This window comes from Paraburkholderia fungorum (genome assembly GCF_900099835.1).
Lineage (GTDB): Bacteria > Pseudomonadota > Gammaproteobacteria > Burkholderiales > Burkholderiaceae > Paraburkholderia > Paraburkholderia fungorum_A.
In genome coordinates this window covers 922,237-941,782 of sequence record NZ_FNKP01000001.1, presented here as the reverse complement: position 1 = coordinate 941,782, position 19,546 = coordinate 922,237, and the positions used below count along the sequence as shown (strand labels likewise).

Sequence of the window (19,546 nt, the reverse complement as noted above, 5' to 3'; positions counted from 1 at the left end):
CTCGACCGTCAATCCGCGGTCTGCGGCTGCTCCGGTGTCGGCAGCGTATCGAGCACGGCGGGCCGGGGCTTGCTGCCGCGCATCAATCCGTTCACGCCTGGCGGCGTAAAAAGCGGCACGCGATATTTGCGGCTGAAGCGCCAGAGGCTATTCATGTGCCGCCGGCCGGCCTTGCTCAGGAAACCCGACGCGGAAGCCCGTTGATGTTCGTGAGTCAACCGTGCGCCCGGCACGCAGACCACGCGATACCCGGCTTGCCAGATGCGTGCGCAGATATCGACGTCTTCCATATACAGGAAGAAGTGCTCGTCCATGCCGCCGAGATCCGCCCACAGGCTGCGGCGAACGATGAAGCCCGTGCCCACGACCCAGTCGGCTTCGAACGGCGTGCCGTCTTTCCACGCTTCGCGCATCAGATGATGGTCGATGCGGCGCTTGAACGCTTCGAGCTTACCCAGCGGCAGACGTCTGCTCAGAATGTCGAGCAACGAATAGAAACGCCGTGCGGAGAATTGGCGCTCGCCGTCGGGATAGATCAGATCGAGACCGACCAGGCCGACATCGCTCTCGTTCCTCAACAGCGCCACGACTTTTTCCAGCGACGGATCGACGAAGTACGTATCGGGATTCAGCACGAGCACCAGGTCCCGCACGCATCCGACCATGCCGAAGTTGACGCCCGCCGCGAAGCCGCGATTCAGCGATGCCCGCACGAGCCGCACGCCCGGCGGCAATGTCTGCTTCAGAACCGCGAAGGAATTATCCGTTGAAGCGTTATCTACGACGACGATATCTTCGTGGCTGGCAATCGACGAATCCAGCACGGACTGCACACAATTCCTCACTAACGCTGGCGTGTTGTAGTTCACGATGATCACGCTAAACGTTCCGACTAAGCTCATACTTACCTCCCGCAAGACATCAGGCATTACTCAGGAATTCCAATGACCGGACTGCACTTTCACTTTGGTGAAAAGCGCCGCGCTCAGCGCGCGGTAAGACAGCAATTCCATTCAGGCAACTACGGACGAACGCAGCTATTGCGCTCGACGTGATACACCTGAGAAATCGAAAACCGGCAGCGTCATCAGGATGAATACAAAAGGAATTACTTCTATCGACTGATAGAAAAGCGTTTGAAACAGGGCAGCCCATATGCAAACCGATAATTTGCTTTCCTGACTAACCAGTTTCGTAATCGATATGAGCATGCCGAAGTAGAAGATGCTTCCCAGCAAGCCGATGTTCAGTAGTTGTTGAAGCAGACTCGACTCGACAATGCCGTATTGCTGTTTCAGCGAATCCGACGCCGAGTTCGTGATAAGGCCAAAGTACGAACCGGCAATCACGTTGATCGGCGAAGCGAGCGACTTGGCCTTGTCCCAGGCTTCCGTGCGGCCGTCGTTGCCATCCGACTCGAGGTTGGTTGCGCCGGTCACCCGTTGCGTGCCGGTGCTCAGAATGCTGTCGCCTCCGTTCGCTCCGCCGAGCACGACCATCGCCGCGCTGGCTAATCCCGCGACAATGATCAGCTTGGCGTGTTTGGAAACGAAGCGCGCCGGCTCGCGGATAAATGCAAATCCAAATGTGGCCAGGATGATCAGCATTCCGCTTCGGGACAGTGCCGAGAAGATGCACGCGGACAGCACCAGGCAGGCAATCGCCGACAACTTTCTCTTCGACACCAGGTAGTCGACTCCGCACAGCGACGCAATCAGTGCAACGAATAGCGGGTAATGCAGATAGCTGCCTGTTAGAGACGGGCTGCGCAGATTGTCGAAGCCGTAAGTCCAGCCCGGCAACTCGATCGGAAATGCGCTGCGCTGCTGCAGGAATGCAACCCCGCCCTGCATCAGCCCCACCAGCACCAGTCCGGCGTACGCGACCCCGGGCCGTATAAAGCGCTTCTTGTAGTTCGAGATCGAATAGAAATAAATGAAGATGGTGAAGACGAACAGGAACAGGTAGGAACCGCCAATTTCACCCGTCTGCGCAAGCGTGATTACGATGGAAAGAACGATCGAGAAGATCAGTCCCACCACCAGCCAGAACGAGCCCACCCCTTCGCGCCGGAAATAGGAACTCAATGCCGAAGGCGACACGTACCACATCAGCAGAACGACGATGCCGCCGACCTGCACGAGATACGCCGCATTCTTTCCTATCGCGTACTCCAGCACTCCGCGAATCGAGCAGAGCACGACTGCGAGCAAATAGACGATCGTTGCGAGCATGTCGTTTTACGCCTGGAGGGCTTCGGGGGCGACGACGTCCTGCATGCCGCCCAGATAGATTCGTTCGACGACATCGGCAAACTGGTCGATCTCGCAGACGTTGAGCAGATTGCCGTCGCGCTCAATGCCTTCTGCGCCCAATGGCGTCGACACGACCGGCAGTTGGGCCGCGAGCATTTCCAGTGTTTTGAGCTTGATGCCCGCACCCGACAAAAGAGGCACCACGCCAATATCCGCCGCTTCGAAATATTTACGCGGATCTTCGACGAAACCGGTCACGCAGATGTCGTCGCTCGCGAGGCGCTTCACGCGTTCGCCAGGATCGGAACCCACCACGAACAGCTTGAGTGGAAGGCCGCGCCGACGCAGCGGCAGGAAAATCGTTTCAACGAAGTTCAGCACCGCTTCTTCGTTTTCCCTGCGCTTCATCGCACCCCAGAACAGGATGTTTCCTTTCTTAACGGTGTCTTTCGAACGCCGGAGATCTTTCAGGAACGCGGGCATCGCAATCGGAATGACTTCCAGCGAATTAACGCCGGGATAAAGTCCCTGCACGAGTTGCGCATCCTTATTCGACAGCACCAGTACCTTGTCCGCCAGTTTCAGCAGACGTTGTTCGAATTCGAACGTCTGTTTCAGGAACATGCGCCCTTCAATACTCTTGAGTCGCAGCACCACCTGAAGCAGTACGTCGTGCATGCCGAGCACGATCTTGATACGGTTGCCGAACCGGCGGCGCAGATCGATCACATACGAAAAGCACTGCGAGAACTCCAGCCGTACCGTGTCGTACTGATTCTTTTCGATCAGATCGCAAATGAAATTGCTGATCGCCTTGGTGTGCCTCGTAAAGAAACGCGGCGCGAAATGAAAGGGGTCCGCGAGAAACGGAGGAATCAGGTCGAGCGTCTTCACATATCTGATGTGAACCTCGCCCACGTGCGCCCGGAATTCGATGTCCTTTTCTTCAACCGGAAGACGTGAAATAAGCACCACGTCGACCTCGGATTCCGCGCTGATCTGGAGCAGATGTTCGTAAGCCAGACGATGGCCCGCTTGCGGCGCGTTTTTCTGAGGCAGAAAAGACGTGATAAATAACTGTTTCATCCGAATAACCCCTTGCGTCGCCGGCAGACATTCAGCGCTCGCTGCTGAATGCCGCCTTCGACTAGCGTGTTCGAATCAGGCACAAGTGCCCGCTTCACGGCTTCGTATCGATTGCCGCGTGAGCCGGTGGTCCGGCTTTGTCATTGGTATGGCTTGTAGATGTAATTCGCGTAGCGGTAGCGTCCGTAGCCGTAGCTGTAGCGTCCCGGCCGCGAACGCAGACCGTTGACGATCACCCCGCGAACCGGCAGACCGATCTTCTCCAGTTGCCGGGCGGACTCACGCAACTCGCCGACGCCAGTGGTCCCCTGACGGGCAACGAGGAACGTGGTGCCCGCGACGCAGGCAAGACGCAGCGCATCCGCAGCCGACAGAACCGGCGGCCCATCGAGCAGCACGACGTCGTAGCCCGACGCAATGCGCGTGAGCATCGCTTCGAGTTTCGTGCTCGACAGCACGTCGCTCGGGCTTGCAACCTGACGACCGCTCGCAAGGAAATCGACACCCGGGAAACGGGTCGCGCGGATCACTTCGTCGGGGCGCGACGTGCCTTCGATCAGGTCCGACAAGCCGGGGCCGCGATCGCCACCCAGGTGGCGATGCAACAGGCCGCGGCGCATGTCCGAATCGACCAGCAACACACGCTTGCCCGATGCGCCGACCACTGCGGCAAGATTTAGCGAGACGAACGATTTACCGATGCCGGGGGTCGGGCCCGTGATCAGCACGATGCGATTGCGGGCGCGCATCATCGTGAATTCAAGTGCTGTGCGGAAGCCGCGCAGACTTTCGATTGCCGGATCGATCGCCGCTTCGCCGGCCAGCACGAGGCTCTTCGAATCGGAGCGCAAACGGTTGGTCGCGAATTTTTCTTCCTGGCGGCTGAACGGAACGCTCGCGTACACCGGCAGGTCGGTGCGCAATTCGACTTCGTACGGATCGTCGATTGCGTCGAACAGACGTTGACGCGCGAGCGCTGCAATGCAACCGGCAAACAGCCCGATCATTGCCGCCGCGAGAATGACCAGCAGCGGCTTCGGCCGCACCGGCGAATCAGGGGGCACCGCGCCGTCGACCACCCGGACATTGCCGACCTTGCCCGCGCGAATCAGTTTCAGTTGCTCCAGCGTGTTGCTCAACGACGAATCGAGTTCGGTGCCGACCTGCACGTCACGTTGCAAACGCAAGACGTTCTGTTCGAGCGGCGGCAACGCTTCCGTCCGGTTGGCGAGTTGCGAGGCTTCCTGTTGCGCGGCCGCCAATTGCGCGTCGATCGACTGAACCGCCGGATGCTGCTCGGTAAAGCGCGAGAGCAACTCCTTGCGCTTCTGTTCGAGTTCGGCACGGCGCGTCTGCGAAGCAACCGACAGTTGCAGCAGGCCGGTCGCTTCTTCACCGAGATCGATCGTGCCGTGTTTGGCGCGGAAGTTATTGAAGCGCGTTTCCGAATCCGACAATTGCTGTTTCAACGTCGGCAATTGCATTTCGAGGAACTGGATCGAACGCTCTGCTTCTTCCGATTTACGCTTGACGTTCTGGCTGACGTACTCGTTGGCAATCGCGCCGAGAATTGCCGCGACTTTCTTCGGATCGCTGCCTTCGAGCGACACACCGATAATGTCGGACTCCTTGCCCTTTTCAGCAATCGACAACTGGCTACGCAGTTTCTCCGTGGTCGCCAGAGCGGAGAAGCGCCGCAGCTCGAACGTGGCGCCCGGCTTTGCGTCGATCTTCGCGACCATCAGCGCGAGCGGGCCGTAAGGCGTCGTCGCGTTCAGCATTTCGCCGACCGTGCCGCGCAATTTGATCTTGCCGTACTGGATCTGGTACTGATCGCCCTCACCCATTCTCAATACGAAAGGGCGGTCGTAAAGTTCTTCCGGCACGTCGAACGTCGGGACGTTGATGCTTTCGTTGCCGAACACATAGCCGTGCGGTCCGGGCGTCGACAGGTTTTCGGAATGCCGGCCAAGCCAGCGTCCGATCAGCGGGAAATAACGCGGCGTGGCTTCGATGAACAGATTCAGCTTGTCGACCGCGCGACCTACCACCATGCGCGAGCCGAGCACCTGAGATTCGCCGGACGCCGCCGTCTTGACATCGAACATCGCGGAGACATCACCCACCACGTTCTTGGTCGACGTATTCGTGTTCTGTTCGACCTGCACGAGAACGTCCGCGCGGTACACGGGCTGCGAGAAAACCGCATATCCCGTACCGATGACGAGCGCCACGGCCGTCGTGATTGCAATCATCTTGCGGCTGTCATAGAGCGCGTCGAGATAATTGGCTAACCGCGCCGGGCGATATTCGTCTGATTCCCTACTATCGACCGGTGCGCTGTTTCGGTTCATGCTCGTTCTCCGTTAGTCGACGATTTGCTGTGAAACCCCGTGAAGCCAGTAATAAAATTGGTCGCCTCGGTTACATCATCGGCAAATCGGTGGAAATCCGATGTGGGATTGCGCACCTCCCCGTCGATTTAATTGAAAAAACCGTCGACAGGTCCGTACGGCGTGGATGAAACACGCCACATCATCAGTTTTGTGTCATACCGCCTATGCTATTTCTCGTCAGTTTCCTAACATCCAATCAAAAGCTTTAATATGGATGACGAAACATTCTCATTCGACCGGTTCCCGCTAGTTGCGCATTTGCCCGCTTCCGGCTGTTCGAATGAGAGATCAATTACTCAACTGCATGCAGCCGGACCGAAAATGAAAAAGCTCCTCGTACCTGCCCTGCTTTTATCTCTGGCGTTATCTCTGGCCGCTCAGGGCGCGTCGGCTCAAACGGAAACGAAGCCGGTAAAGCCCGACCCGCGCGCCACGGTGCCACGCTACGCGGCGCCGTACGTCAAACGTCAGGCGCAGCTCGAAGCCATGACCCCGCGCCCCGACAACGTAAAAAATGCCTATGGCGCCGACACGGCCTTATCGCCGAACGCGAACGGTAGCTATCTTCCGCCGCCCATTCGCATGAATTCGTCAGTCAATGGTGTTAAACGCAAACTCCCGCGTGTCCAGCAAACTTCCAGCAAGACTGCCGTGAAGGCATCGGATGCGTTGTACGGCAATGATCAATGGAGTTCGGAACAGACCTACGCGGATCCCAATGCGGCAAGTCCCTATGGCGTGCGCTAGTTATTGCGCAGAAGGAGGGGAAAGCCGGATCCAGCTCTTGTCGCCAGCGGGTGGCCGCATTGCCGATGCGGCCACCGCTAATCCGGCGTGCCGGCAATGAGATCCCAATGAACCGCGTCTGGTCTGTCTCTTCGTTCCAGTCGAGCGTTCATGCCTTACATGTAGCGTTTTTCTGCGTCTCTCACACGTCGCCGATCCATTGACAATACGAAGCTGACTATCGTCAGCTTCAGGATCGCTCGCAATAATTAACAATTCTCGTGGGACATAGTAGTCAGTGCGGCAGTCAATGGAACGTTCGGCAGCGCACACAAAATCCGATTGACGCACTGGCTTGAATCAGACGATTGTGCTGTCATCAAACCGACTCATCCGATCAAATGTGTCTGCCGTTCCCCGACTTTGCCGCTGCGCTCACTGCGCGGCGCTCAGCTTGTCCGCGAACTGGTTCATCGACCCGTGGCGCACGGAAGGCGTCGCATCTTCGCCGATGTGCATGATCTCGGCGAGTCGCTGCACGTAACGTTCCGGCAGGTATTCACCGAGTTCGTACTTGCGTTGCGGCTCCGCCAGATGCATCGCCAGTTGATCGAGCGCGGAGCGCAGGCTCTCCGGCTTCGAGAGGAATTTGATCTTGTTGCCCACGGAGTCGGCGGTCACCGCCATGCTTCCGCCATCGTGAACAAGCGCGGGCATGCCGAGCATGGCAGCTTCGATAATGACCAGTGGCGCATTCTCCGCGCCCACCGACGGCACGACGACCGCGTCGGCAAAGCGACGCATCTCCGGGAACAGTTTTTCTTGCGGCAGGCTGCCGAAGAAAATCAGTTTTCCGCGTTGAATCAGCGACGCAAAACGTTGCTCGATAGCCGCGCGATCCGGGCCGTCGCCATAAACACCAATCGAGTCGATACGTTCGAAGTTCTCCCCATCGGCCAGTTCGATGAATTGCGCAAGGCCCTTCTCCTGCGAAATCCGGCCGACGAACGCAATGTTGAAGCTCTCCTTGCCGTAAGCGGTCAATGGCGGCAGCGCCAAAGGCACCGACGAAGGATTCAGCACGAGCGCCGTATTGTTGATCCCGCTGCGATGCAGCGCTTCTTCCATGAAGGCGCTAGGACAGAGAATCTTGTCGAATACGCGCGCCGGCTGATAGGCCGCGCGCAACGCGTGCCAGTACACCTTCGTCAGCAGATCGTGCACGTGACCTTTAGGCGTGGGCCGACGCAGGTACGACGCGCGCGTGCGCAAAGCCTCGATCGGAAAAATGACCGGGCGGCCATTGTCGAAATACTGCAGCGCCGGGTTGTAATAGACGAGGTGGTAATCGTGGCACGTGTGATAAGCGCGATAGCCGAGCTTGCGCTTATAACGGGCAATCACGCTCAATACAGAGGGCGACAGCGCGTTATGGTAGTTGTGCAGCATGATCCGGTGCGGCCGGAATTCGAGAATGGCTTCTTCGAGCGCGCGCGCGGCGTTGAGATTCCACGAACGTTCCCACTTGGTCTTGCCGATCGAATAGCGCAGATCGTCGAAACGCTCGACGTCGACATTCGGCAAAGTCGCCAGCAGGTCTGCGGATTGTTGATAAACGACCTCCGCGCCGCCCATTTTCGCATAATCGTTAATCACTAAAACTCTGCAGCGCTGCATGTTTATCCCCTTTCTGAAGCGGTCAACCGTTCACGCCACACACGGCGTGAACGGTTGGAATCGAATGTCCTGACGATATTAGCGAGTCGCATCTGGCGGCAATGTCTGCCAGCGCACGCACTGCGGCACGACAGCCGCGACTGATCAGAATTGAGGAAAACGGCCGTTCCAGCCGCCGCCTTCTCTCATATAGCGAAGGAAAAGCGGTATGCCGGTCAATTGCGCGGCGAAGCGGGTGATCGATGCGGAGTCGTCGACGATGATCGTCGGCAGCCGGTACGGGTCGCTATTCTGATCGCACCAGCCGATGTCGCAGGTGCGCGCGCTTTTGAAGCCCGCCGCCCGCACGAGCGCCACTTCACGCTCGCCGTAATTGCCGTTGGGATAAGCAAAGTGTTCGCACGAATCGCTCAGCAGCGCTTCGATCTCATGCTTGCTTTCGCCGATTTCGGTAGCGGCTTCCGTGTAGTTGCAACGCGTCAGCACAGGATGAAAACGCGTATGAGCCTGAAAATCGACGTACGGGCGCATCGCTTCCATCTGTTCGACGCTCAGGCCCGTCGGATGATTGTCGGCGTCCTGCTGATAGCCGTTCGCTTCCAGCTCGGCGAGACGCTCGGCATTCGTCATCCGCTTGAGGCGTTCGTGACCGGCTTGCACCGAACCGGGATGCAGCCACCAATGCGCGCGCGGACGCCCGACAATGCGGCTGCATAGAAAGATGGTCGGCCGAACGTTGTGCTTGATGAAGATGGGCAGCAGCGCTGCGTTGCCCGCGTGTCCGTCGTCGAGCGTGATGGCTGCGCGGCGGCGGCCGGTGCTGGGCGCGGTGGCCTCAGTCAGCGGCACGAGATCGCAGATCTTGCGAAGATAGGTGAGATGCCGGTCGAGCGTCTGCGGATCGGGGTCGTGATATAGCAGCACTGCGACGCGATCGCGCCATAGCCATGCGCGTGTGAGCCGCGCCAATCCCGTCACGATGACGAGGCCCGCGAGCATCTCCTTGACTAGTGCTTTACCCCGTTTCATATTGCCCTCCACTCCGAGTACCCGGAGATCCTGGTGCCGCCATGATTACGCCTGGTCTCGTTATGGTCTGGTACTTCGGCAACCACGCACTGTGCGCAATTAGCGCAAATACCGCAGCATCATTCGCCGGTTCGCTCGGGCATGGGGGCGTCGGCCGCGGACCACATCGTTTCGCGCGCGCCCGCCTTCAACGAACCTGCAATATGCCGCGCCACCGTAGGCGACGCGTGCTTGGTGCCGTAGACAAACCGCATGACCGGCCCGAAGCTGTGCGCCGAAGCCGGTCCGATTACATAGAGACCAGGAACCCGTGTCTCGTAGTGGGACGTGAGTTCCGGCATCCCGCCATTGACGGAGATAGTGTCCACGATTTCTTTTGAAAGAAATGTGTGCTGCCTCATATCCGTCCTGAAACCGGTCGCGGCAATAACGTGATCGGCGCTGACGATCGACTCGTCGTTGCCTTTCGTCACACGTAGCACGACCCGTTCGTTTTCGATCGAAGCGGATCGCACCACGGCATTGAACGAGATTTGCACTTTGTCGACCACACGATCGTGCAGCCACCACGCACCGGACGCGCCGTACGATTTCTCCATGATCAGCTTGCGCCAGCCGTTGTCGAGCATATGAAACAGCTGCGGACATTCGGACAGGAACAGCGAGCGCCAGCCGCGCCCGAGTCCAGCGTCAGGGCCTTTTATTCTCGACAGAAGATGACGCCCCATGCGTGGCCGGTTGTGCCATACCACGCCGGATTCGCGCATCAGCACGTGAACGCGCGAGCCCTGCTCGTTCAGCAACGCGGACAACCCCAGCGCCGACTGACCGCCACCGACGATCACGACGTCCTTGCCGCGCGCCCAACCGAGCGGTCCGTAGATTTCCGAGTGGGTAGCGTAGCGTTCGGGCAGCCCCTGCAACGCGGGCGGAGTCTGCGCAAAGCCTTTGAGTCCGAGCGCCACGACCACCTTGCGTGCGACGAGGGAGCGGCCATCGCTCAGCGACAAATGAAATTGTCCGTCGACACGCTTCAATCCCGCGACATCGACCGACTGGATTTCACCGACAAGATTCTGCTGAAACCATTGTCCGTACTCGACGAATGTCTCCAGCGGCAGCGCCATGCCCATCGGCTCATACGGCAGATGCTTGAGACGGCAATAGTCTTCCAGACTGAATCCCGCTCGCGGCGCGTGAAGGCTCGACGCGAACGCTTCGGAGCGCAGCATCATGCCGGGCGGCATCAGGTCGCGCCACGCCTGCATCGGCTTGCCGAGAACCTGATGGGCGACGCCCGCGGCCTTCAGGTGTGCAGCCAGTGACGACCCATAGGGCCCCGCGCCAATGATTGCGGTGTCGGTCAAGGACATTGATCATCTCCTTCCAGGAACAGCATTCACGGCCGCAAAACTCATTCGGGACGCCCCGCCCGCATGCCGCGAAATGTTGCAAAACCCGTCTACTTAAGCCTTTACGTGCCGTGAGTCGACTTCCCTGATCGCCAGCCAGCGACGCTTCATGCGTCGCAGCGGACTCAGCAGACAATAGAATTGCAGCGCGGGAAACGGATCCTGCCAGCGGAAATAGCCGTCCACGATCCGGGTGCTCTCGGGCAGGACATCGGGCGGCACGTGGTCGGTAAAAGACGCTCGCCACGCTACCGGTACCCGGCTCGGTCTGTCGGGAATCGGCGGCAATCCCACTTCGTGCCGGTACGCGGAAAGCGGAATATTCACGCCGCTGAGCGTCGCGATTTCTTCCTGCCAGTCGGTCCGGCCGACGGTCGGCTCAACCATCACGAAGCGCCGGTGGTTGTCGTCCCATTTGTATTCGATGCTGCCCATGCCGTCGAAACCGGCCTGCTCGGCAAACGCCAACGTCATCGGCTCGAGTGCGGCGCGCGCTTCGGGCGCGGCGATGCAGATGGCCGTATTCCCTATTCCGGGCGGCGAACTGAGCACCTTGCGACCGGTGAACACGCTGACCACGTTGCCGCCGTCACCGCGATAAAACAGCGTGAAATGGATATTGCTGTCGGGTCCTTCGATCCATTCCTGCGCGATGATGCCGCCCGGCGAGTTCAGCATGGCGAGAGCCCGTTCGCGCGCCTCGTGCAACGAGTCGACGCGAACGGCCCGCTCCTTGTCTCCTCTGAGTACGTTGCGCTTGTCTTCCGGTTTGAGCACGCATGGGTAGCGCAGCTCCGACAGATATTCGATGTCGGCAGGCCGTTCCAGAATCACGGAACGAGGAACCGGGAAATTATGCTGCTGCGCAAAATCGTGAAATCTCGCTTTGTTCGACAACATCTTGACCGTGTCGTCCACCGGCAAACGGAAGCGAAACCAGTGAGACAGCGCATCGCGATTCTCGGAAACCGCGTGCACCGCATCTTCGTCGGTCAATATAAGCACGGGCGGGCGGCTGAATTTTTTGCCCAGCTCGATCATGTCGTCGGCAAAGCTCTTGCCGATAAAGCTCTTGATGAAATAGCCGCTAACGTGGCGGCTCCACAGTCCCGCACTGGTATTTCTCGTATCGACCGCGATGATCGGGACGCCTGCCGGCGCAAGCGATCGCGCCACGCCGAGTCCGTTGAGTTGCGCGCCGACGATGACCCCAGCCAGTTGCTCAGAACCGTATGCGCTCGTCATAGTCTCGATTCCTCTAACCTTCGTATGTGTGCAGGCCGTCACCCACATCCTCAGAACGCCGGCGACGGACAATCGAAGCGGGACGGAAAACCGTTAGCCGCCTCACAGAAGGATGCGTGGTGTTCAAGCTGTGACGTGGGGACGAAATGCCTGCATGAGTGCAGGTTGGCGCATCGAGACACACGCCGCGTTTAAAACGCTATTTATTTCGCCGCAACGCAGCACAAGCCTTTGGAAGCCCCCGCGTGAAACAGACTCTACGACTGGGGCTTAAGGCAATCCGTGCGGCGCCGCACAGAGGTCGGTAAAAACTGAGGAATGAAATTTCCTCTTACCAGTAACAATCACTTGATCGGCGCCGCAAATGGGCGCGAGAGTACGGCAGGCACCGGTTTCATGAACAGGACCGTGCTGCCGTCGGCAATTTTTGCGAACAACCTTGCTTCTGCAGACGAAAGCGCGCGGCGCTTTCAAGCGCCGCGCGCCGGACGAGTCTATTTGCCTTCGGAAAGACCGCGTTCGAGTGCCGCGACGCCGGCGGGCAGATCCACTTTCACGCCGAGATCCACCATCGTCCGGCCGAGCGCGTGCACGGTGCGGAAGAGATTGTGTTCGCGGCATTGCTCGCCCATCTGCCCGATGCGGACAATCGGCAAACCGAACGAGCCCGAGATTTCCACCTGATGCTGCCGCGAGATATGCGAACAGACATCCGCCGGAGTCAACCCCGCCGGCACTTCGATTCCGACCACCGAATTCAGGCGGCACGGCTCCGGTGCGTACAACTGCAAGCCCAGCGCGGTCACGCCCTGCTGCAGCGCCAGCGAGCACTTCAAATGACGCGCAAAGCGCTTTTCGAGCGTCTCGGAGCACACCAGCCGCAGCGCTTCGTGCAAGGCCAGCACGCCCGACACCGGCGCCGTGTAGTGATAGCCGGCGTTATGCCAGAAGTTTTCCGCGAGCGACGCATCGAGACACCAATGCGCATTCGGCGCGGTGCGTCCCTTGACGCGCGCCCAGGCGGCGTCGGAGAACGCGATCAGCGAGACACCGGGAATCGACGACAAGCCCTTCTGCCCGCCCGTAATCACCGCGTCGATACCCCACGCGTCCATTTCGAGCGGCATCGTGCTCAATGTGCACACGGCATCGACGATCACCAGTGCGCCGGCTGCTTTCGCCAGAGCGGCGATATCTTTCAGGTGGTAGTTCCACACCGTATTCGACGTCTCGCCCTGCACCACGGTCACGATCTCGGGACGCTCGCGGCGGATCGCCTCGGCGATCTGGTCAAGGCTCGCCACCGTGCGGTCGTCCACTTCGAGCGTGCTGACCTTTGCGCCGACGCGGCGGCCCATCTCGCCCATCCGGTCGCTGAAGAAGCCGTTCTTGATGCACAGCACGCGCGTGCCTTCCCACGCGAGATTGGAGATCGCCATTTCCATCGCGCCCGATCCCGGTCCCGCCACGCCCAGCACCCATTTCGATTGCGTCTGGAAGACGTAGCGCGCCATCGTCTTCACCTGGCCGATCACCTTGACCATCGTCGCGCCCAGGTGATTGATGACGATCGTGTTGGCTTTGGCGACAGCCGCGGGAATCGGCACGGGGCCGGCGCCCATCATCAGTAGCGGCTCTTCGGGGAGGATGGCGTCGAGCGATTCGACAACCGGACAGGGCACTGCGGATGCAACAGTATGGGATGAGGGAGTCGGCATGATCGGTACGTGAATGTCAGAACGCTAAGGAACGAATGGCCTCACCAGCGTGATGCCGGTGAGGCCACTCGTCCGATCATTCACCGATCCGCGCGATTGCGCAAGTTTTTTGACTATGCTTGTCGGTTCGCGCAGCGGAATGCGCCGTTATTTCACAGCGGTTTTATCGAGCTTCTTGCCGGTTGCCGCGTTGAATTGCTCAACATAGTCCTCGATCAGCTTGCGCAGCGCGCGTCCGATCTGCCGATAGTCGGACTCGTTCAGATTGGCGAGCGACACCCGGCCCGACGGATGCTGGGTACCGAAGCCACGCCCCGGCAGCAGCACGACGCGCGCTTCACGCGCCAGTCGGAACAGCAGTTCGGACGGCTCGGTGTTTTTATAAAGCCACTCGACGAACTCGCGCCCGAACATCCTCTCGCCGAGAAACTCGATGTCGAGAATCGTGTAGTAGTCGACCTGATTCGGATCGTCGTCCTCGAACGAAATGCCCACCTCTTCGTAGAGCGCCTGCTTGCGTTTGCGGATCAGGCGCTTCAGCGCGTTCTTGTAGGCGTCCGGCGTGTCCATCAGCGAGAACAGGGAGAACAGCACCATCTGCACCTGCTGCGGCGTCGATAGCCCCGCCGTGTGATTCAGGGCGACGGTGCGGCTGTCGGCCACCAGGCGGTCGATGAACTTCAGCTTGTCCGGCTCGGTCGTGATCGACTCGTAACGCTCGTGCAACTGCTTCTTCGCGTCCTTCGGCAATTCGGCGATCAGCTTGTCGAGCACGTTGTCGCGATGCGTCGCGATCGTGCCCAGACGCCAGCCGGTCGCGCCGAAATATTTCGAATACGAGTACACGAGAATCGTGTTCTTCGGCGCGAGCGCGAACAGCGAAACGAAGTCGTCGGCGAAGGTGCCGTACACGTCGTCGGTCAGCAGAATCAGATCGGGGCGTTCCTTGACGATCTCGGCGATGTACGCGAGGCTCTCGTCGTTCATCTTCACCGACGGCGGGTTGCTCGGGTTCACGAGGAAGAACGCCTTCACCTTCGGATCGCGCAGCTTGTCGAGTTCCTTCTTCGAATACTGCCAGCCACTGGCGACATCGGCTTCGAGATTCACCACGTTCAACTGATAGTCGTTCAGACGCGGAATCTCGATATACGGCGTGAAAATCGGCATGCCGAGCGCGATCGTGTCGCCCGGTTTGATCAGGTGATTCTCACGCATCGTGTTGAAGATGTACGTCATCGCCGCCGTGCCGCCTTCCACCGCGAACACGTCGAATTCGCCGACAAACGGATGATCGCCGATCATCTCCTTGCGCAAATACTGTCCGACGATCAACTCGGATATCTTGAGCATCCGGTCCGGCACCGGATAGTTCGACGCGAGAATGCCCTCGCACATTTCGTACAGGAAGTCGGTCCCGGAGTAACCGAGTTGATCGCGCACGTACGAGATCGCGCCGCGCAGAAAGTCGATCCCGGGCACGCCCTTGTTCTCGCGCAGGAACAGGTCGAAACGCTCCGTCAATCCTTCGCGCTTCGGGAAACCGCCGACGCCTTCCGGCATATACGCGAACGAGCGCTCGGACTCGCGCATCGCAAAAAGCCCCAGTTGCCAGAAGCCGTGACGCGGGATCGTCGCGAGAAAATTCGGATTGCCGCGCCCGGCGTTCAGCATCGACGCATTGGCGGGCCGCTCCACCGCGCCGCCGCCAGCGGCCTTGATCAGTTCGTCTTTCAGTTCGAACGGGCTGAGCGCGGAGAGACCGGGTTGCGCCATGTCCGCGTGCTTCTTGTCGCCCTTATCCTTTGCCATGATGCGTTCTCCAATAAGCAGATGAAAGACGCCGGTGCCGCGACGGTCGCACCGCTTGCGGCCGGCGTGAGAGAGAGGGTTGACCAGGCGCTACACGAGCCCGACCACAAGCGGCCCCAACAGCGTCAGCGCGACGTTTGCGATTGCATAGGTGATCGCGAACGGCACGGTCGGCACCGCGCTTTCGGCTTTGTCAAGCACGCCGCCGAACGCCGGGTTCGCACTGCGCGAGCCCGACAGTGCGCCGGCCAGAATCGCCGCATTGTTGTACTTGAGGACGTAGCGGCCGAACAGCATGGTCAGCAGCAGCGGGAACAACGTGACGAACACGCCGAGCAGGAAGATCGTGATGCCAAGTTGCTTGACCGTCACGACCGCCTGCAATCCCGAGTTGAGGCCGACCACCACCACGAATGCCGCAAGACCGAAGTCCTGCAACAGTCGCGACGCGGCGGACGGCATCACGCCGTACATCGGATGCTTGCCGCGCATCCAGCCGAACAGCAGACCGGCCAGCAGACAGCCGCCGCCCGAACCGAGCGTCAACGGAATGCCGCCCACGTTGATCACGATCAGGCCGATCAGCAGACCCAGCACGAGGCCGACGCCCATGTAGATGAAGTCGGTTTTGATCGTGCGGGGCAACTCGTAGCCTGCTGCGTCGACGGCGCGCTTGGTGTCTTTCGGCGAGCCGTAGAAGGTGATCACGTCGCCATGTTCGAGCTTGGTTTCCGGCAGGATCGGCAGAGGCTGACCGGCGCGCGTGATGTTCTGCAAGTAGACGCCGTGGCGCATATCGCGATCCACGACCTGGCGCGCGGCGGCGATCGTCGTGTGATTCATGCCTTTGCGCGTGAACACGCCGTCGCGTGTCTGCATGACGATGCCGATACCCTCGGAATCGGCCACCTCGCTGCCGTTCGCACCGAACGCGACGACCGCCTCGCGGCGTCCCACTACCAGCACGATGTCGTTCAGTTGCAGGACGAGATCGGGCGTCGGGTCGAGCACCTGGCCGTCACGTTTGACGCGCTCGATCGTCAGGCCGTCCTGATGCTGGGTCTCGACGGCCTTCACGGTTTTGCCCGCGCTGACGTCGATCTTGTACACGCGCCCCACCAGCTCGGGCAGCGCGGATATCTGCCCCGGCGCGTTAGACGACGCGCCCGACGCGAGATCGCGCTCGGCATCGATCGCCGCCTCCCGCAAGCCCTGCCCCATGAACTTCGGCAGGATATTCACGCAGACGATAATCGCCCCGAGCGAGCCGAACACGTAGGTCACCGCGTACGCAATCGCCACGTCCGATTGCAACGACTTCACCTGATCCGCCGGCAAGCCGAGCCGCGCGATGGCGTCGCCCGCCGTGCCGATAATCGCCGACTGCGTCAGCGCGCCGCCCGCGAGCCCGGCTGCCAGCCCCTTGTTCAGATGGAACAGCTTCGCGCAGATCACCACGGTGACCAGCGCCGAGACGGCAAGAAACACCGCCATCGCGATTTCCCGCAGCGTCTTGCGATTGAGCGAGTTGAAAAAGCCAGGACCGGAGTCGTAGCCGACCGCGTAGATGAACACGGCGAACATCACCGACTTCACGCCGTTGTCGATCGTCACGCCCACCTGGCTCACCACCACCGCCGCCAGCAACGAACCGCCCACGCCGCCTAGCTGGAATTTGCCGAAGTTGATCTGCCCGATGAAGTAGCCGATCGCCAGCGACAGAAACAACGCGATCTCGGGTGATTTGTGAAAGATGTCATGTAACCAGTCCATCGTGCCCTCGCTGAATAGTTGGCGATACTGAGTACTGGGTAGTGCTTGAGACGGCGGTGCGGCGAGGTTTCGCGTCCCGCGTTTGCGTTGTGTACGACATGCCGTTTCCGTCTGCGCACCGCACATGCGCAGACAGGCCGACGAACCGGACTAGCCGAACTTGCCGGCGAGTCCGACGACCACGGGTCCCATCAACGGCAACAGGATGTTCGAGAGTGCGTAGGTGATCGTGTAGCCGATCACCGGGGTCGAATTGCCGGTCACGCCAACCAGCGCGCTGATCGCCGGCGTGCTGCATTGCTGGCCGGCAATCGCGCCGAGCAGCATCGGCGCTTCGAGCTTGAGAAATTTGTGGCCGATCCACAGCGACAGCAGCCCCGGCACGAGCACCATCAGAATGCCCGCCACCGGCAGCGCCAAACCGTATTCGCGCACGAGCTTGATCGCGTCCGGTCCCGCCGACAACCCGACCGCCGCGATAAACGTGGCGAGACCGAAGTCCTTCAGAATCTGCGCGGCCGCCGAAGGCAGCGACCCGATCAGCGGATAACGCGAGCGGATCCAGCCGAACAGCAGCCCCGACAGCAGACAGCCGCCGCCCGTGCCGAGCGCGATCGACACGCCGCCGATGCGTCCGCCGAGCCGGCCGATTGCCATGCCCACCAGCACGCCGAGCGCGAGATAGATGAAGTCGGTTTTAAGAGTGGGCGGCAGGATATAGCCGAGGCGCTTCGCGCCGCGTTCGACATCGGCTTTCGCGCCGACCAGCGTCAGCACGTCGCCGCGATTGAGTTCGGTGCCGGGCAGCGCGGGCACCGTGGTTTCCAGCCGCGTGACGGCCGCGATGTAGACCCCGCGTCCGTTTTCCGGCTTCGCCTGCTCGCGTACCTGGGCGATGGTCCGGCCATGCAGGTCGCCGCGCGTCATCACGACATCGAGCTTTTCGGCGATCACCTCGCCGAAGGTCGAGCCGTCCACTTCTTCGCCGAATCCCGCCGACGCGGCGACCACCGCTTCGCGCCGTCCGGCCACGAGAATCAGGTCGTCGGCGGTGAGTTGCAATTGCGGATCGGCCTGAACCATTGCGCCTGCACGCTGCACGCGCTCGACGGTGAGATTGAAACCGTACTGCTGCTCCAAGGCCTGAATCGTGGTGCCGGCCGTCGCGCCGACGCGAAACGCGCGTCCCACCAGCGCGGGCGCCGCGGCTTGCTGGCCCTCGCCGAACGCGCCGTCGCCGCCGAGCTTGCGCCACACGCGCTCGGCCTCTTCGCGCAGGTCGATACGCAACAACAGCGGCGCGAACTGGCTGGTAAAGAGCACGATGGTGATCAGGCCGAACAGGTAGCTCACGCTGTACGCAGTCACGATGTTGGCCTGCAAACGCAACGTCTCCGTGCTGCCGAGGCCGAGCTTTCCAATCGCTTCCGAAGCCGTGCCGATCACCGCCGACTCCGTCGCCGCGCCCGCCAGCAGACCAGCTGCGGTCCCGGCGTCGAGCCGCATCACGAACACGGCGATCATGATCAGCACCAGCACCGACACGATCTCGACCACCGACAACAGGCCATACCGCCAGCCGCGCCCAATGTTGGCGAAGAACTGCGGGCCGCCGGTGAAGCCGAGCGCGAAGATGAAAAGCGCGAACGCAATGTTCTTGAGATCAGGCGCGAGGCGCGCGCCGGTTTGCCCCAATAGCAGCGACACGATCAGCGTGCCGCACACGCCGCCTAGCTGAATCGGCCCGACGCGAAACGATCCAATGAAATAGCCAATTGCAAGGCTCGCAAAGAGTGCGATCTCCGGTTGCGATCTCAGCAATTCACCGATCATGTTGGCTCGCCGATTGACGTCTTGTTAGTAGATAGCTGAAAAAAAATCGCGCTATAAAACGAGTGAATCCATTCCGACCTATATAGCCGGACAATTCTTTCAAACGTTCGTTAAACCGTATATCGGGAGTCGGCGAGCCGAAAGCCAATGGCAGAGGGGAATAGGCGAAAGACGTACGGAAAATTACGCCGCGCCGCAGTGACGAAACCGGAACCGGGATAAGTTTCCGCTAGCTCGACAATCACTATTTCCTCGCGAAGTTGTCTGACGCCGTGAAAAAGACATAATCTTCAGTTGGCCGGTTTCTTGCAGTACCACTAAACGTGCGTTTTAGACTGCTTTTAATAAATATTGTAGATCGGGACGACTGTCAATATGATTTTCATTACAAGCCGGCGACTTCACGAAACACGAGCTTCGGTAAAGGTCCACACTTAAGGCCAACGCGATTTATGCTGCTCTGCGCCATGCAGTAGTCCGCGCAATGAGTGCCTTATACTGAATCGCCAAACCGCACCGAGTACTGCACCAGGTTCAACGAACTGCACTGACCTGCCCTTTTGCCGTGTGACTAATGCGCGGCT

13 protein-coding genes are annotated in these 19,546 nt (G+C 60.1%); 1 reads left to right on the top strand and 12 read right to left on the bottom strand.

Going from position 1 to position 19,546, the window contains the following annotated elements; translation table 11 throughout:
• Nucleotides 1-8: 8 nt before the first annotated feature.
• The 4 genes from BLS41_RS04230 to BLS41_RS04215 all read right to left on the bottom strand — a co-directional run bounded on the left by BLS41_RS04230 (nt 9) and on the right by BLS41_RS04215 (nt 5,695).
• Nucleotides 9-902, bottom strand: coding sequence for a glycosyltransferase family 2 protein (locus tag BLS41_RS04230; protein WP_074763147.1), 894 nt, complete (start codon nt 900-902; stop codon nt 9-11).
• A gap of 135 nt (nt 903-1,037) precedes the next feature.
• Complete coding sequence (locus tag BLS41_RS04225) at nt 1,038-2,234, bottom strand: O-antigen ligase family protein (RefSeq protein ID WP_074763146.1); 1,197 nt, start codon at nt 2,232-2,234, stop codon at nt 1,038-1,040.
• Between the two features lie 6 nt (nt 2,235-2,240).
• Nucleotides 2,241-3,341 (bottom strand): glycosyltransferase, encoded by a 1,101-nt coding sequence (locus BLS41_RS04220; RefSeq protein WP_074763145.1) that lies wholly within the window; start codon nt 3,339-3,341, stop codon nt 2,241-2,243.
• Nucleotides 3,342-3,481: 140 nt separating this feature from the next.
• Nucleotides 3,482-5,695: a GNVR domain-containing protein gene (locus tag BLS41_RS04215; RefSeq protein WP_074763144.1), complete on the bottom strand. Its 2,214-nt coding sequence runs from the start codon at nt 5,693-5,695 to the stop codon at nt 3,482-3,484.
• A gap of 363 nt (nt 5,696-6,058) precedes the next feature.
• Here BLS41_RS04215 and BLS41_RS04210 point away from each other — a divergent pair, with 363 nt between their 5' ends.
• Nucleotides 6,059-6,484: a hypothetical protein gene (locus BLS41_RS04210; RefSeq protein ID WP_074763143.1), complete on the top strand. Its 426-nt coding sequence runs from the start codon at nt 6,059-6,061 to the stop codon at nt 6,482-6,484.
• Between the two features lie 414 nt (nt 6,485-6,898).
• Here the strand turns inward: BLS41_RS04210 and BLS41_RS04205 are convergent, their stop codons facing one another.
• The 8 genes from BLS41_RS04205 to aspT (BLS41_RS04170) form a co-directional block, all read right to left on the bottom strand.
• Nucleotides 6,899-8,119, bottom strand: a complete 1,221-nt coding sequence (locus BLS41_RS04205; protein ID WP_253189612.1) for a glycosyltransferase — start codon at nt 8,117-8,119, stop codon at nt 6,899-6,901.
• A 165-nt stretch (nt 8,120-8,284) separates the two neighbouring features.
• Nucleotides 8,285-9,169 (bottom strand): polysaccharide deacetylase family protein, encoded by an 885-nt coding sequence (locus BLS41_RS04200; protein ID WP_074763141.1) that lies wholly within the window; start codon nt 9,167-9,169, stop codon nt 8,285-8,287.
• Nucleotides 9,170-9,288: 119 nt separating this feature from the next.
• Nucleotides 9,289-10,542, bottom strand: coding sequence for an FAD-dependent oxidoreductase (locus tag BLS41_RS04195; protein ID WP_074763140.1), 1,254 nt, complete (start codon nt 10,540-10,542; stop codon nt 9,289-9,291).
• Between the two features lie 93 nt (nt 10,543-10,635).
• Nucleotides 10,636-11,826 (bottom strand): carboxylate--amine ligase, encoded by a 1,191-nt coding sequence (locus BLS41_RS04190; protein ID WP_253189611.1) that lies wholly within the window; start codon nt 11,824-11,826, stop codon nt 10,636-10,638.
• A 494-nt stretch (nt 11,827-12,320) separates the two neighbouring features.
• Entirely contained in the window at nt 12,321-13,544 is a 1,224-nt protein-coding gene (locus BLS41_RS04185) for a pyridoxal-phosphate-dependent aminotransferase family protein (RefSeq protein ID WP_074763139.1), read from the bottom strand.
• Nucleotides 13,545-13,691: 147 nt separating this feature from the next.
• Complete coding sequence (locus BLS41_RS04180; RefSeq protein WP_074763138.1) at nt 13,692-15,356, bottom strand: bifunctional aspartate transaminase/aspartate 4-decarboxylase; 1,665 nt, start codon at nt 15,354-15,356, stop codon at nt 13,692-13,694.
• Nucleotides 15,357-15,446: 90 nt separating this feature from the next.
• Nucleotides 15,447-17,129 (bottom strand): aspartate-alanine antiporter, encoded by a 1,683-nt coding sequence (gene aspT, locus BLS41_RS04175; RefSeq protein ID WP_074763137.1) that lies wholly within the window; start codon nt 17,127-17,129, stop codon nt 15,447-15,449.
• A gap of 150 nt (nt 17,130-17,279) precedes the next feature.
• Nucleotides 17,280-18,962 (bottom strand): aspartate-alanine antiporter, encoded by a 1,683-nt coding sequence (gene aspT / locus BLS41_RS04170; protein WP_074763136.1) that lies wholly within the window; start codon nt 18,960-18,962, stop codon nt 17,280-17,282.
• Nucleotides 18,963-19,546 lie beyond the last annotated feature (584 nt).